Raw genomic sequence first — 15,049 nt, 5'->3', positions numbered from 1 at the left:
GTACCGACTGGGGGGGGGGGGCGGTCGCCGCCGCGGCGGGGGCGTTGGGGCTGCGGTTCACCCAGTTCACACTGGTGGGGATGCCGCGGCAGTGGCCGGCGGCGCGCTGCGCCGCCGACCAGTGCCGTGGCACCCGCTGCCGCGTACGATCGGTCGCGGGGGTGGTTCGCGATGTCGGGAATCAGGGGTTCGGCGATGCGGGGCCGAGTGGCGGCATCCGTCGCAGTGATGCTCGGAGTGGCCCTGGGCGGCTTCGGCCTGACGGGCTGCACGGCGTCGGGCGGCTCGAGCGGCGGGGATTCGTCGGCGCTGCCGCCGGTGATCGTCGACCTCGGCGACGTCGACGGCACGACCGTCGAGGTGCCCGAGGGCGGATCCGTCGACCTGACCGGCGACGACGAGACCTACACCGACTGGACGGCCGACATCGCCGATCCGGCGGTCGTGGAGTTCGTGCCCGGCCGCGACGACGGAAGCGCGCAGTTCAACCCGGGCCTCACCGCGAAGTCGGTGGGGACCACCGAGGTGACGCTCGACAACAGCGAGAGCGGCGACTCCGTCACGTTCACCGTCGACGTCGTGCCGAAGCCCGACGGCTACTGACGCCCGTGCCCCGCGCGCGGCGGAGTCAGCCCAGCAGCAGGTTGCGCAGCTGGTCGGTCGAGTGCACGACTGCGATCGTGTCGGCGGCCTCGGCGGGGGAGCCGTAGCCCCACTCGACGAGGATGGTCGGCACGCCGTTCGCGGCGGCGCCGAGCGTGTCGTAGCCGCGGTCGCCGACCATGACGGCGTTCGAGGTGTCGATGCCCTTGGCCTGCAGGCGGCGCAGGGCCTCGCGCACGACGTCGGCCTTGGTGCTCAGCTCCTCGTCGTCGCTCGCGCCGGTGATCTCGGTGAAGTACTGCGAGAGCCCGGCGTGGTCGAGCACCTGGCGGGCCATCGACTCGGGCTTGGAGGTCGCGAGGGCGACGGGGATGCCGGCGGCGTGCAGCCGCTCCAGCACTCCGGCGACGCCGGGGAAGACGGGGGAGCGGAGGAAGTGTTCGCCGTAGTGGTCGCGGTAGACGTTCAGGGCCTCCCACGCCTCGGCGTCGTCGAAGCCGGCGGTGAGGCGGAGGCTGTCGAGCAGCGGGGGCCCGACGTAGGAGCGGAGCACGTCGTCCGAGGGGACGTCGAGTCCGAGCTCCGTGAACATGTGCGCGAGCGACGCCGTGATGTCGGCGGCCGAGTCGACGATCGTGCCGTCGAGGTCGAACAGCACCGTCGACCAGGTGCGCGTGGGCGCCAGGGTCTGGGTGGGCATCGTGGAAGTCACCGTGTCATCCTACGGGTGCAAACCCTGAGTCATTCTCAGGTACCGAGCCTCGTTCGGCGATCGTGATGTATGCGAGTGCATGGGATCCGCGTGTTTCCGCGCCTCGTGCACGACCCTGCGAATCCGCTGAAACGTCTCAGAACAATCTCGCGTGCCCACTGTCGATGCCGCGCATGGCGTCGTAGTCGAGCACGACGCAGCGGATGCCGCGGTCCTCGGCGAGCGTGCGCGCCTGGGGCTTGATCTCCTGCGCGGCGAACACCCCGCTGACGGGCGCGAGGCGCGGGTCGCGGTTCATGAGCTCGAGGTAGCGGGTGAGCTGCTCGACGCCGTCGATGTCGCCACGGCGCTTGAGCTCGACGGCGACCGAGGCGCCCGTGGCATCCGTCGCGAGGATGTCGACGGGACCGATTGCGGTCATGTACTCACGGCGCACGAGGCGGTGGCCCTCGCCGAGGAGTTCGATCTGCTCGGCGAGCAGCTGCTGCAGGTGGGCCTCGACGCCGTCCTTCTGCAGGCCCGGGTCGATGCCGAGCTCGTGCGCGGAGTCGTGCAGCACCTCGTGGATCGACACGACCAGCTGATCGGCGGTCTTCTTGTGCGTGACCTTCCAGACCTCGACGATGCCGGACTCCCGCTGCTCGTCGTCGGGCGGGACGGCCTCGAGCGTGCAGGGCGGGCTCATCCAGTTGAGCGGCTTGTAGCTGCCGCCGTCGGAGTGCACGAGGAGGCTGCCGTCGCCCTTCACCATGAGCAGTCGCGTCGCGAGCGGCAGGTGGGCGGAGAGCCGGCCCGCGTAGTCGACGGAGCAGCGGGCGATGACGAGGCGCACCTGTCGAGTGTACGGCGAGGCGCCGACGCGCTCCGCCCTGCGCGCGGCTCGGGGCAGCGGTCGGCGACGGATGCCGCGGGGCGGCGGTCGGCGACGGATGCCGAGGCGGCTGGCCCGCGCCTCAGCCCTTGACGTGCGCCCGCGGCCCAGACTGCTCGCGCGCCGCCGGCGCCGCGATGCCCGCCAGCACCATGAGCCCGAGGAGCACGAGCAGCGCGTTGAGGATGCCGAAGTGCTCGCCGAGGAAGCCGAGGAACGGCGGGCCGGCGAGGAACGCGCAGTAGCCGATGATCGCCACGGCGCTCACGCGCGAGGCGGCGAGCCGGCGGTCGGGCACGTCGGCCGCGGCGGACATGCCGACCGGGAAGCCGAGCGAGCAGCCGATGCCCCAGAGCACGGTGCCGAGGATGAGCGTCCACGGCTCGGTGCTGAAGATGAAGAGGGAGAGGCCGACGACGCCGATCGCGGCGAGGGCCTGCAGCATCCGCACGCGCCCGAATCGGTCGATGAGCGGGCCGCCGACGATGCGCGCGCCGGTGATGGCGATCGTGAAGACGGTGAACACGGCCGCGCCGATCGTCGCGTCGTAGCCGTGGCCGTCGACGACCGCGAGGGCCAGCCAGTCGTTGGCGCCGCCCTCGGCGAAGGACATGCCGAGCATGACCACGCCGATGAGGAGCAGGCGCACGTCGGCCCAGACCGCGAGGCTCTCGCGCAGGCGCTGCGACAGCGGCACCTTGGGAGCGTCGGGGTGCGGGCCGTCGCCGAGCTCCCCGCGCACGGGCACGTAGCGCACCGCGACGATGACGCCACCGACGACGAGCAGTGCGATCACGCCGAGGTGCGCGGCGACCGCGATGCCGAGCGCGGATGCCGCGGCGGCGAGTCCGGCGCCGGCGACCGTGCCGAAGCTGAAGAACGCATGCATGAGCGGCATCAGCGTCTTGCCGATCTCGCGCTCGGCCTCGGCGCCCTCGACGTTCATCATCACGTCGACCGCGCCGTTGCCGAAGCCGAACAGGAAGAGCCCGATCACGACGAGCGGCACGGACGGCAGCAGGGAGCCGCCGACGCCGACCGACACGAGGCCGACCGACACGGTCACGAGCACGCCGATCATGCCGGCGCGCGCGCCGACGCGGGCCATCAGCCACGGGGCGGCGATGAGGCCGAGCACGGCGCCGATCGATCCGCCCATGATGACGAGCCCGACGCCCTGCGTGCTGAGCTCGGTGAAGTCGCGCACGGCGGGGAGGCGCGCGACCCAGCTCGCCATGCTGAGGCCCGAGAGGAAGAAGACCGCGAAGACCGCGTTGCGCCAGGCCGTGAGCTCCCGGCGGGGGCGGGCGGCATCGGTGCCGTCGGTCGAGTCGGTGCCGTCGGTCGAGTCGGTGCCGGTGGGGCTGCCGGCGCCGTCGCCGGGGCGCGCGGTGGCGCGCTCGTCGTCGGCGGGCACGGATGCCTCGGGGCGCTCGGCCAGCACGGATTCGTCGTCACGGTGTTGCGACATCACTGCCTCGTCGTCGAAGGGGCCTCGTCGGGCCGGATGCGGGAAGGAGTCCGATCAGTCTAGTCGAATCGATTCGATTTGCCACTACCGAATCACGTTCGGATTTGAGGAGCGGTCGATCGGGGCTGTCGGGGCGCGGGATGCCGCGAGTCACCCCGAATCGCGGAGCGTCCGCTTTCGGGCGGCGAAACCGGGTGACTCGGCGCTCATGCGGTGGGACGTGCATCGAGTCACGAGTTTCCGTCGCTCGCTGCCGAGCCAGGCGACGACTTCTCGTGACTCGACGACGCCGGATGCCGCGAGCGACGCGCCGCGGCATCCGCTCGCCTTTCGCCGGCACCACCGGCCGCCGCCCGCACGGCCCCCGACGCACGCCCCGGCGTCATCGACCCGCGGCCGCGATTACGATGAACGGGTCACCTCGACGTGCGTCGTGACCCTCGGCGCACGAGCCCGGCGCCGGCCCACCCCGCAGGCGCCCGTACGAAGAAGGCATCGCCGATGAAGGCCCTGTACAAGCCCGCGCCCGCAGCGGGACTCGAACTCGTCGACCGACTCGAGCCCGAGACCGGGCCCGAGGAGGTCAAGATCCGGGTGCTCCGCACGGGCATCTGCGGCACCGACCTGCACATCGAGCAGTGGGACGACTGGGCCGCGTCCGAGATCCGCACGCCGCTGATCCCCGGCCACGAGTTCTACGGCGAGGTCGTCGAGGTGGGCGACCTCGTCCACGACGTCTCGGTCGGAGACCGCGTCTCGGGCGAGGGCCACATCGTGTGCGGCATGTGCCGCAACTGCCGCGCCGGCCGCCGCCAGATGTGCATCCGCACGAAGGGCCTGGGCCTGCACCGCGACGGCGCGTTCGCCGAGTACGTGGTCATCCCCGGCGAGAACGTGTGGGTGCACCACGCCGACGTCGACCCCGAGGTCGGCGCCATCTTCGATCCGTTCGGCAACGCCGTGCACACCGCCCTGGCGTTCTCGGTCGTCGGCGAGGACGTGCTCGTCACGGGCTGCGGCCCCATCGGCCTCATGTCGATCGCGGTCGCGCGCCACGTCGGCGCCCGGTTCATCGTCGCGAGCGACGTGAGCCCGGCGCGCCTCGAGCTGGCGCTCGCGATGGGGGCGGATGCCGCGGTCGACGTGTCGCGCGAGCGCATCCGCGACGTCCAGCCGCGCCTCGGCATGCGCGAAGGCTTCGACGTCGGCTTCGAGATGTCGGGCTCGGCGAAGGCGCTGCCCGAGATGATCGAGAACATGAACCACGGCGGACGCATCGCGCTCCTCGGCCTGCCGAGCGAGCCCTACGCGATCGACTGGGGCAAGGTCGTGACCCACATGCTCACGCTCAAGGGCATCTACGGTCGCGAGATGTTCGAGACGTGGAACTCCATGAGCGCGATGCTGCAGACGAGCGCCGAGCTTCGTTCGCGCGTGGCATCCATCATCAGCGACCGCTACCCCGCGCGGGAGTGGCGGGCGGCGTTCGACGCGGCCGCGTCCGGCGGCGTCGGCAAGGTCATCCTCGACTGGACGGAGGTCTGAGCGTGTACGGATCGGTGAAGGAGCAGCTGCAGGCGGAGCTCGACGAGATCGAGGCCGCTGGGCTCACGAAGCGCGAGCGCGGCATCCACGGACCGCAGTCCTCGGAGATCGAGGTCGCCGGCCGCGACGTGCTGAACTTCTGCGCGAACAACTACCTCGGCCTCGCGAACGACGAGCGCATCAAGGATGCCGCGCGCCGCGGCCTCGACGAGTGGGGCTACGGGCTCGCGAGCGTACGGTTCATCTGCGGCACGCAGGAGCTGCACCTCGAGCTCGAGCGCAAGGTCTCGGACTTCCTCGGCTACGACGACACGATCCTCTTCTCGTCGTGCTTCGACGCGAACGGCGGCGTCTTCGAGGTGCTCTTCGGTCCGGATGACGCGATCATCTCGGACGAGCTCAACCACGCGTCGATCATCGACGGCATCCGCCTGTCGAAGGCGCAGCGGTTCCGCTACCGCAACCGCGACATGGCCGACCTCGAGGCGAAGCTGCAGGAGGCATCCGGCGCGCGCCGCCGCGTGATCGTCACTGACGGCGTCTTCTCGATGGACGGGTACATCGCGCCGCTGCGGGAGATCTGCGACCTCGCCGAGCGGTACGACGCGCTCGTCTTCGTCGACGACTCCCACGCCGTCGGGTTCGTCGGCGAGCACGGTCGAGGAACGCCCGAGTACTGCGGCGTCGAGGGCCGGGTCGACATCACGACCGGCACGTTCGGCAAGGCGCTCGGCGGGGCATCCGGCGGCTACGTCGCGGCCCGCCAGGAGGTCGTCGACCTGCTGCGCCAGCGCGCGCGGCCGTACCTCTTCTCGAACACGCTCGCGCCCGCGATCGTGTCGGGCACGCTGCAGGCGATCGACCTGCTCGAGTCGTCGGGCGAGCTGCGCGAGCGGCTGAAGGCGAACGCTGCGCTGTTCCGGTCGCTGATGACGGATGCCGGCTTCGACCTGCTCCCCGGCGAGCACGCGATCGTGCCTGTCATGTTCGGCGACGCCGCGCTCACCGCCCGCATCGCCGACGCGCTGCAGCAGCGCGGCGTGTACGTCACCGCGTTCAGCTTCCCCGTGGTGCCGCGGGGGCTCGCGCGCATCCGCGTGCAGCTCTCGGCGGCGCACTCCGAGGACGAGATCCGCCGCTGCGTCGAGGCGTTCGCCGCGGCGCGCGACGAGGTGATGGCCGCCGCGTCGTGAGGGTGACGGATGCCGCGACGGCGCGGCATCCGATGGGGCCGACCGAAGGGAGCCGACCATGGCCGAGGGATTCGTCGCGACGTCGACGATCACGATCGACGCGCCGCGCGAGCGCGTCTGGGCGGTGCTGACCGACCCCGATGCCACGCGCGAGTTCATGTTCGGGACGACGCTCGAGACGGACTGGACCGTCGGTGGGCCCATCCGCTGGCACGGCGTGTGGGAGGGGCGCGAGTACTCGGACCACGGCGTGATCGTCGAGTTCGAGCCCGGGCGGCGGCTCGTCAACACGCACTTCAGCCCGCTGAGCGGCGACGCGGACGTGCCCGAGAACCACCACACGCTCACGTGGACGCTCGAGGACGCCGGCGACGGCACGGTGTTGACGCTCTCGCAGGACGGCAACCGCACGACCGAGGCGCGCGACCACGCCCAGGGCATGTGGGACTCGGCGCTCGCGAAGGTGAAGGAGCTCGCGGAGCACGAGTGAGCGGGTCGCGGCGGGTGGCGCTTCGCCAGGTCAAGAACGGCGGATATACGATCCGACACCCCGGCCCGTGACTCACTCCACCGGCGCGCCGGATCGTATCTCCGCAGGATTCGACGCTCGGCGCGCCCGGGCCGCGCCTCCCAGCCGGGATCGAATCGATTCGGCCTACAATCAGGGGCGAAGGCCGGTTCCGCCGGCCGCCGAGGAGCGACCACACCCATGACCGAGACCGCAACGCGTCCCACCCTCGCCGACGTCGCGGCGAAGGCCGGCGTCTCCGCGTCGACCGCGTCGCTCGCCTTCAGCGGTTCCGGCCCGGTGTCGGATGCCACGAAGGAGCGCGTGCTCGCCGCCGCCTCCGAGCTCGGCTACGCGGGCCCCGACCCGCGGGCGCGCTCGCTGCGCCGCGGCCGCTCGGGCATCGTCGGCGTCGTGCTCGAGGAGCGCGTGCGCGCGGCGTTCCTCGACCCCGTGAAGATCCAGATGCTCGACGGCATCACCGAGGGCATCGCGCCGCTCGGCGCCGGCCTGCTCCTGCTCACCGACACGGGCGAGGCGGGCGGCAACGCCGTCGGCATCGAGTCCGCGCCGGTCGACGCGGTCGTGCTCATCGGCTGCAGCCCGCGGCTCGGGCACTCCGTCGACGCGCTCCGCCGTCGCGGCATCCCGGCGGTCGCCATCGAGGGCGACCCCGGCGAGGACGTGCCGCAGATCTCCATCGACAACCGCGCCGCCACGCGTCGCGGCGCAGAGCACCTGCGAGAGCTCGGGCACACGGATGTCGGGCTCGTCACCCTCCCGTTCGACGCCGCCCGCACGCGGGGCCCGCTCACCTCGTCGCTCGTCGACTCGAGCACGGCCGACACCGCGACGGAGCGACTCCGCGGTGCGCGCGAGGTGTTCCCCGACGCGACGGGCCGCGTCACCGCCGCGAGCTCGATCGAGGAGGGCCTCGAGGCCGGACGCGCCTTGCTCGCCGACCCGTCGCATCGCCCGACGGCGATCCTCGCGCAGAGCGACCTGCTCGCCGCCGGCGTGATCTGGGCGGCCGAGGAGCTCGGCATCGCGGTGCCCGCCGAGCTCAGCGTCGTGGGCTTCGACGGCATCCGCGTCGACGGACTGCAGCACGACCTGACGACGCTCGTGCAGCCGTCGGTCGCCAAGGGCCGCGCCGCGGGCGAGGCCATCGTGCGCCTTCTCGACGGCGAGCCCGGCCAGCCCGCCGAGTCGGTGCAGTTCACGAGCACCCTCCACGTGGGCAGCACGACGGCGCCGCCGCGCGGCTGAGCCGGCCTGGGCAGGCGCGCGCGACCACTTCCGGCACGCATTTGCATGAGATTCGGCGAGATGGATCCTCATACGGACTCATGACCCGGAATCTCATGCAATTCGGCGAAGCCCGCGATCGCACGACTTCAACGGACCCTCGTAACTCAGGGGATTCCGCGAAGTGGGCCGCCGCCTGGGACATACATCCCCGAGTCGCCTGAGTCACGCGGGACGCAGCGTGCGCCGCACCGGGGGAGCGAGCGAAGCGATGTCGGGCCGTCAGGCCGCCGCGCCCAGGACCATCCAGCGCGTGCCACGCGCCCGGAGCGACAGCGTCACCGCGCGCGCCGCGAGGTACCCGATCGCGAACGACGCAGTGAGCCACGCGAGCCAGGCCGCGCCGGGGAGGCCCGCGGCATCCGCCCACCAGACCGTGCCGAGCGCCAGCGGCACGAACGCGGCGAGGTTCACGAGGCCGGTCCAGGCGAGGTAGCGGGCGTCGCCTGCGCCGATGAGCACCCCGTCGAGCACGAAGACGAGTCCCCCGAGCGGTGCCGACAGCCCGAGCACGACGAGCGACGGCGGGAGGAGCGCCGCCACCTCGGGCGACGACGTGAACAGCGCCGGCAGCACCCACGCCGTCGCGATCACCACGGCGCCGAGCACGACGCCCGATCCGATGCCCCACTGCACGCAGCGACGCAGCACCGCGCGCACGTGCTCGACGTCGCCCGAGCCGAGCCCCTTGCCGATGAGCGCCTGCGCCGCGATCGCGAGGGCGTCGAGCGCGAACCCGAGCGTGAAGTAGATCGTGATCGCCACCTGGTACGCCGCGAGTTCGTCGGACCCGAGCGAGGTCGCCGCCCATGTCGCGAGCAGCAGGGCCACGCGCAGGCTCGCCGTGCGCAGGAAGAGCCAGCCGCCCGACACCGCTCCGCGCAGGACGCCGGCGTGATGCGGCAACGGACTCGCGCCCACGCGGCCGACGTGCCGCGCGACGACGACGAGGTACACCGCGACCATGCCCCACTGCGCCACGACCGTGCCGATCGCCGACCCGGCGATGCCCCAGCCGAACCCGTAGATGAAGAGCGCGTTGAGCGCGATGTTCACGGCGAAGCCGATGCCGGCGACCCAGAGCGGCGTGCGCGTGTCCTGCAGGCCGCGCAGCAGGCCGGTGGCCGCGAAGACGATGAGCATGGCGGGCAGCCCGGCCATCGAGATCGAGAGGTACGTGGATGCCGCGGCCGTCACCTCGGCGGATGCCCCGAACACCCCGACCAGCCACGGCGTCGCCGCCCAGCCGGCCAGCGCGAGCACCGCGCCGAGCCCGAGTGCGAGCCAGAGCCCGTCCACTCCGGATGCCACGGCACCGCGTTCGTCGCCCGCACCGAGCCGGCGCGCCACCGACGGCGTCGTCGCGTAGGCGAGGAAGACCATCAGCCCGATGATCGTCTGGAGCACGGCGCTCGCCAGGCCGAGGCCCGCCAGCGGGGTCGCGCCGAGGTGTCCGACCATCGCGGTGTCGGCGAGGAGGAACAGCGGCTCGGCGATCAGGGCGCCGAGCGCGGGAACGGCGAGACGGAGGATGTCGCGGTCGACCGCGCGGCTGGAGAGGGTGGTGCTCATGTGCTCTCGAGCCTAGGCGTCGCCGCCGACTGCCGGGCCGGGCGTTCGGCGGCAGGCGGATGTCGAGGACGAGACGATCCACTGACCGCGTCACGGCGACCGACCCCGAGCGCTGCGCTCGAATCCTGCGCCGACGACGAAATCCTGCGTGGGCACACGGAATCATCTGAAAACGGATGCATTGGAACCGCTTTCCTCGATACGTTGATGCGAGGTCGGCCTACGGGCCGCGAGCGGCACGATGAGGTGCCGCTCGCTCGTCTGCGGGCGTCGATCGCTGCGAACAAGACACGAAACGCACGAGTACAGAGAGGGCACCACCGATGAGTACATCACCCACACCCGTCCGATGGCGCAGACGAGCGCTCGCGGCGGCCGGAGCCCTCGTGCTCGGGACGTCGCTGTTCGCCGCCACCAGTGCAAGTGCCGCTGACGAGGACCCACGAGAGAACCTGCCGCCCGGGTACCTCGGGGCGCAGACGGCGACGAGCAACATCGAGCTGCTGGCGAGCCTGCCTCGCGCGGGCGCGTTCGACGCGGCTCCCGGCCAGTTCAGCTACGTGAACTCCGACCTGGCGTTCACGGGCGACCACGCGATCGTCGGCAGCTACAACGGCTTCCAGGTCTACGACATCACGGATGCTGCGGCCCCGACGCTGCGCAAGGCGTTCGTGTGTCCCGGCGGCCAGGGCGACGTGTCCGTCTACGGCGACCTGCTGTTCATGTCGGTCGAGGAGACGCGCGGCCGCATCGACTGCGGTTCGGGCGCCATCACGAACCCCGTGGCCGAGCGCTTCCGCGGCGTGCGCATCTTCGACATCAGCGACATCGACAACCCCGTGCAGCTGCCCGGGGTGCAGACGTGCCGCGGATCGCACACGCACACGGTGGTGACCGACCCCGACGACCCCGACAACATCTACCTCTACAACTCGGGTACGTCGAGCATCCGTTCGGCGACCGAGCTGGCGGGTTGCAGCACGGGCGGCGCGACCAGCGCGAACCCGACGAACTGGCGAATCGACGTCATCAAGGTGCCGCTGGCGGCACCCGCGACGGCGGCGATCGTGAACCAGCCGCGGATCTTCGCCGACCCGACGACTGGAGCGGTGAACGGCCTGCAGAACGGCCCGACGCAGCCGCTGCACCCCTCGGGCGCCGCCTACTCGCCGAGCCCGAACACCACGACGTGCCATGACATCACGGCCTACCCCGAGATCGGACTGGCCGCCGGCGCCTGCCAGGGCAACGGCATCCTGCTCGACATCTCCGACCCGGCGAACCCGGTGCGGATCGACGCGGTCGCCGATGTGAACTTCTCGTACTGGCACTCGGCGACGTTCAACAACGACGGCACGAAGGTCATCTTCACCGACGAGTGGGGCGGCGGCACCGGCGCTCGCTGCCGCGTGACCGACCGGCCCGAGTGGGGCGCCAACGCGCTGTTCGACATCGTCGACGGCAAGATGGTGTTCCGGAGCTACTACAAGCTCCCGGCCGTGCAGACCGCGCAGGAGAACTGCGTGGCGCACAACGGCTCGCTCGTGCCCGTGCCCGGTCGCGACATCATGGTCCAGGCCTGGTACCAGGGCGGCGTCTCGGTGATCGACTTCACCGACACGGCCCACCCGAAGGAGATCGCCTACCTCGACCGCGGCCCGATCAACACGCCGAGCACGACGGGGATCAACCTCGGTGGCTACTGGTCGACCTACTGGTACAACGGCAACGTGCTGGGCAGCGAGATCGCCCGAGGCTTCGACAGCCTCGCGTTCACGCCCAGCCAGTTCCTGTCGGCCAACGAGATCGCCGCGGCCGGTGAGGTCCAGCTCGCCGAGTTCAACGCGCAGGCGCAGACCAAGCTCGTGCACGACCCGAGCTTCGCGGTGGTGCGGTCGTTCGTCGACCAGGCGGAGCGCGACGGCACGCTCAAGGGCAACGCGCTCAAGCAGGTGCGCAAGTCGATCGACCAGGCCGAGAAGCTCTCGGCCGGCGGGTCGGCGAGCGCCAACGCGGTCTCGACGCACCTCGGCAATGCGGCTCGCACGTCGGGCCAGCCCGCCGATTCGAACCTCGTGCAGGCGCTCGACGCGCTCGCTGCCGCGGGGAGCTGATGACCGGGTCCGACTGATCGGATGAGGGGAGGCCGGGCTTCGTGCCCGGCCTCCTTTCACGTGCGGTCGGCGGTGACTCCCGCGACTGATCGAGCGCTGGGACTCAGGACGCGCGCTCCGCGAGCATCGACTGCATGCGGGCGATCTCGATGCCCTGGTCGCCCTCGACGTGCGACGCGAACTGGCCGATCGAGGCCTCCTGGCCGCCACCCGCCTTGTAGAGGTCCTGCACCATCTGCAGTGCGCCCTCGTGGTGCTGGATCATGTACTCGAGGAACAGCGTGTCGAACGCGTCGCCCTTCGCCGCCTCGAGCTTCGCGAGCTGCTCCTCGGTGAGCATGCCCGGCATCTCGTGCCCCGCGCCGTGACCGTCGTGGCCGTTCTCGCGCAGCGGCTGCGCGCGGTCCTGGAGCCAGCGCGCCATCTGGTCGATCTCGTCCTCCTGGCTGACCTCCATGCGCTCGGCGAGCAGGCGGATGTCACGGTCGTCGGTGCGCGCCTTCACGTAGCCGGTCATCACGAGGGCCTGGGAGTGGTGGTCGATCATGTCGAGCATGAACGTCACGTCGGCGTCGACGTGCTCGGGAACCTCGAGTCCCGCGACCTCCTCGGGCGTGAGCGTGCGGTTCGGCTGGCCGGGAGCACCCAGCTGCACCACCGGGTCGGTCGGCGCGGGCTCACCGCCGACCGTGCACGCGGTCAGGCCGAGCGCGAGCACGACCACCATCCCGAGCTGCAGTGGTCGCCCCGTCGCCGTCATCCCGCTCCCTCGTTCGATGCGCCGGACCGCCGCCGAGCGCCGGTCCGGCGTCGACCCGCGGCCATGCGGATGCACCCCAGTCAACCCGAATTCGGGCGAGATGTCGAAGCCCGCGGCAAACGCATACCGAGCGGCATCCGACGACCCGCTCGCTCGACGGGCACGGCGGCAACCTGCTGCCGAACGTCCGAGCGCGGGCGTATGGTGTGCCCGTGGCCACCCGCAGGCGGGCCGAAGAGGGCCCGGCAGAGCAACTGCGCCGTCGATTCAGACTGCACCCGGCGCAGGTGGTGGTCGTCGGGTTCCTGGGCGCCATCACCGCGGGCACGCTGCTGCTGCTCCTGCCGGGGATGACGATGCGCGGCCGCTCCACGACGTTCGTCGACGCGCTCTTCACCGCGGCATCCGCTGTGACGACCACCGGGCTCAACTCGGTCGACACCGCGACGCACTGGACGTTCCTCGGCCAGCTCACCATCATCGTGCTGACCCAGCTCGGCGGCCTCGGCATCCTCGTGTCGGCGGCGCTCGTCGGCGTGCTGCTCGCGCGCCGCCTCTCGCTGCGCACCCGGCTGAACGCCGCCGGCGAGTTCCGCGCCGAGGGGTTCACCGACCTGCGCCACCTGGTGCGGTCGGTCATCGGCATCACGCTGCTCATCGAGGCGGTGGTCGCCGCGCTGCTGTTCCTCCGCTACGTCACCTACTACGACTGGGACGTCGGCGAGGCCGTCTGGAACGCCTCGTTCACGTCGATCTCGGCGTTCACGAACCTGGGCTTCACCCTGCAGTCCGACAGCATGATGGGCTTCGTCGGAGACCCGTTCGTGTGCCTGCCGGTCTGCGCCGCGGTCATCCTCGGCGGCCTGGGCTTCCCCGTCATCGCGCAGCTCTGGAAGGACTGGCGGCGTCCGCTGCGCTGGAGCATGAACACGAACCTCGTGGTCGTGGGCACGATCCTGCTGCTCCTCGGCGGGTGGGCGTACTTCACGGCGGTGGAGTGGTCGAATCCCGGCACCCTCGGCCCGCTCGATCCGGGGACGAAGCTGCTCGCCGGGTTCTTCGCGTCGGTCATGACGAGATCGGCCGGGTTCAACACGGTGGACATCAACGCCATGACGGGCGAGAGCTGGTTCGCGACCGACGTGCTGATGTTCATCGGCACGGGGCCCGCGAGCGTCGGCGGCGGCATCCGCATCACGACCTTCCTCGTGCTGTTCTTCGTCATGATCGCCGAGTTCCGCGGCGAGGCGCAGGTGAACATCTTCGGCAAGCGGTTGTCGCGCGCCGTGCACCGCCAGGCCATCACGGTCGTGCTCGTGGCCGTCGCCGCGGTCGTCGGGCCCACGCTCCTGCTGCTCCAGCTCACCGACATCTCGCTCGACCGCATCCTGTTCGAGGTGATCTCGGCGTTCAGCACGACCGGGATGTCGACCGGGATCACGCCCGAACTGCCCGATTCCGCCAAGGTCCTGCTCGTCCTGCTCATGCTCCTCGGCCGTGTCGGTCCGCTCACGCTCGGCAGTGCGCTCATCCTGCGCGACCGCCGCATCCTCTACGAGTTCCCGAGAGAGAGGCCCGTCGTTGGCTAGACGATCGTTGTTCGGCGACCAGGGGTACACGCGACGCATCGCCGAGGCCGACTCGGTCGCAGTCATCGGGCTCGGCCGGTTCGGCCGGTCGCTCGCGCTCGAGCTCATGGCGGGCGGCACCGAGGTGCTCGGCGTCGACATCCGCGAGGACAACGTGCAGAGCCTCAACGGCCAGCTCACGCAGGTGGTGCGCGCCGATCCGACCAAGCCCGAGGTGCTGCGCCAGCTCTCGATCGACCAGTTCGATCGGGTCGTGGTGGCGATCGGCGGCAACCTCGAGGCGTCGATCCTCACGTCGTCGGCCCTGCTCTCGATGGGGCTGCCGTCGATCTGGGCGAAGGCCGACAGCGCGGAGCACGCCGTCATCCTCGAGCAGATCGGCGTGCACCACGTCGTCCAGCCCGAGAGCGACATGGGCCGCAAGGTCGCGCACCTCGTGCGCGGCGCCGCGCTCGACTACATCGAGATCGAGCGCGGCTACGCGATCGTGAAGTCCGCGCCGCCCGAGCGCCTGTGGGGCATCCCGCTCGGCAGGACCGGCCTGCGCAAGGAGTTCGGCGTGACCATCGCGGCCTACAAGAAGCCGGGCGCCGACTGGACGAACGCCGACGCCGAGACCGTGCTCGGTGCCGACGACACGATCCTCATCGTGGGGCCGACGCGCAAGGCCGAGGGGTTCGCGCAGCTGCGCTGAGCGGGCGGATGCCGCGGGCCGGGGCGCCGGGGTCTCGAGACGCGTCCGGCTCCGCCGGGCGCTCCCTCAGCCACCGGGTGAGCCCGAGGCTGCAAGTGCGCCGAGAGAC

Annotated in this window: 13 protein-coding genes; 8 read left to right on the top strand and 5 right to left on the bottom strand. The window is 71.2% G+C overall.

The annotated features are described in order from the left end of the window. The first annotated feature begins 195 nt into the window (after positions 1-195). Positions 196-603, top strand: coding sequence for a hypothetical protein (locus ACWGO8_RS07400; protein ID WP_452042444.1), 408 nt, complete (start codon positions 196-198; stop codon positions 601-603). A gap of 25 nt (positions 604-628) precedes the next feature. Here ACWGO8_RS07400 and ACWGO8_RS07395 read toward each other — a convergent pair whose 3' ends face one another. The 3 genes from ACWGO8_RS07395 to ACWGO8_RS07385 form a co-directional block, all read right to left on the bottom strand. Beyond that, complete coding sequence (locus ACWGO8_RS07395) at positions 629-1,315, bottom strand: HAD hydrolase-like protein (RefSeq protein WP_452042443.1); 687 nt, start codon at positions 1,313-1,315, stop codon at positions 629-631. A 136-nt stretch (positions 1,316-1,451) separates the two neighbouring features. Further along, complete coding sequence (gene nucS, locus ACWGO8_RS07390) at positions 1,452-2,147, bottom strand: endonuclease NucS (RefSeq protein ID WP_452042442.1); 696 nt, start codon at positions 2,145-2,147, stop codon at positions 1,452-1,454. A 121-nt stretch (positions 2,148-2,268) separates the two neighbouring features. Beyond that, a complete protein-coding gene (locus ACWGO8_RS07385; RefSeq protein ID WP_452042441.1) occupies positions 2,269-3,657 on the bottom strand; it encodes an MFS transporter in 1,389 nt (462 codons plus the stop codon). Positions 3,658-4,158: 501 nt separating this feature from the next. Here ACWGO8_RS07385 and tdh point away from each other — a divergent pair. From tdh to ACWGO8_RS07365, 4 genes are all read left to right on the top strand, one after another. Then, a complete protein-coding gene (gene tdh, locus ACWGO8_RS07380) occupies positions 4,159-5,202 on the top strand; it encodes an L-threonine 3-dehydrogenase (protein WP_452042440.1) in 1,044 nt (347 codons plus the stop codon). A 2-nt stretch (positions 5,203-5,204) separates the two neighbouring features. Beyond that, a complete protein-coding gene (locus tag ACWGO8_RS07375) occupies positions 5,205-6,395 on the top strand; it encodes a glycine C-acetyltransferase (RefSeq protein WP_452042439.1) in 1,191 nt (396 codons plus the stop codon). A gap of 58 nt (positions 6,396-6,453) precedes the next feature. Next, positions 6,454-6,885 (top strand): SRPBCC domain-containing protein, encoded by a 432-nt coding sequence (locus tag ACWGO8_RS07370; RefSeq protein WP_452042438.1) that lies wholly within the window; start codon positions 6,454-6,456, stop codon positions 6,883-6,885. Positions 6,886-7,104: 219 nt separating this feature from the next. Further along, positions 7,105-8,172 carry a LacI family DNA-binding transcriptional regulator gene (locus ACWGO8_RS07365; RefSeq protein WP_452042437.1) on the top strand — a complete coding sequence of 356 codons (1,068 nt, stop codon included), beginning with the start codon at positions 7,105-7,107 and terminating at the stop codon, positions 8,170-8,172. 261 nt (positions 8,173-8,433) lie between these two features. On the opposite strand, the gene ACWGO8_RS07360 is transcribed toward ACWGO8_RS07365, so the two are convergent. After that, complete coding sequence (locus ACWGO8_RS07360) at positions 8,434-9,783, bottom strand: MATE family efflux transporter (RefSeq protein ID WP_452042436.1); 1,350 nt, start codon at positions 9,781-9,783, stop codon at positions 8,434-8,436. 323 nt (positions 9,784-10,106) lie between these two features. Here ACWGO8_RS07360 and ACWGO8_RS07355 point away from each other — a divergent pair, with 323 nt between their 5' ends. Then, entirely contained in the window at positions 10,107-11,897 is a 1,791-nt protein-coding gene (locus ACWGO8_RS07355) for an LVIVD repeat-containing protein (protein WP_452042435.1), read from the top strand. A gap of 103 nt (positions 11,898-12,000) precedes the next feature. Here ACWGO8_RS07355 and ACWGO8_RS07350 read toward each other — a convergent pair whose 3' ends face one another. After that, positions 12,001-12,657 carry a DUF305 domain-containing protein gene (locus ACWGO8_RS07350; protein ID WP_452042434.1) on the bottom strand — a complete coding sequence of 219 codons (657 nt, stop codon included), beginning with the start codon at positions 12,655-12,657 and terminating at the stop codon, positions 12,001-12,003. A gap of 212 nt (positions 12,658-12,869) precedes the next feature. Between ACWGO8_RS07350 and ACWGO8_RS07345 the strand changes: the two genes are divergently transcribed. Both ACWGO8_RS07345 and ACWGO8_RS07340 read left to right on the top strand, forming a co-directional pair. After that, on the top strand, positions 12,870-14,246 hold the full coding sequence (locus ACWGO8_RS07345) for a TrkH family potassium uptake protein (RefSeq protein WP_452042433.1): 1,377 nt from the start codon (positions 12,870-12,872) through the stop codon (positions 14,244-14,246). Continuing rightward, complete coding sequence (locus tag ACWGO8_RS07340) at positions 14,239-14,940, top strand: potassium channel family protein (RefSeq protein ID WP_452042432.1); 702 nt, start codon at positions 14,239-14,241, stop codon at positions 14,938-14,940. The genes ACWGO8_RS07345 and ACWGO8_RS07340 overlap by 8 nt, the downstream gene beginning before the upstream one ends. Positions 14,941-15,049 lie beyond the last annotated feature (109 nt).

The sequence above is a fragment of the Agromyces sp. NPDC055661 genome (assembly GCF_053618135.1).
Note: the sequence above shows the minus strand (reverse complement) of the source record. Positions and strands in the feature narration are given on the sequence as shown.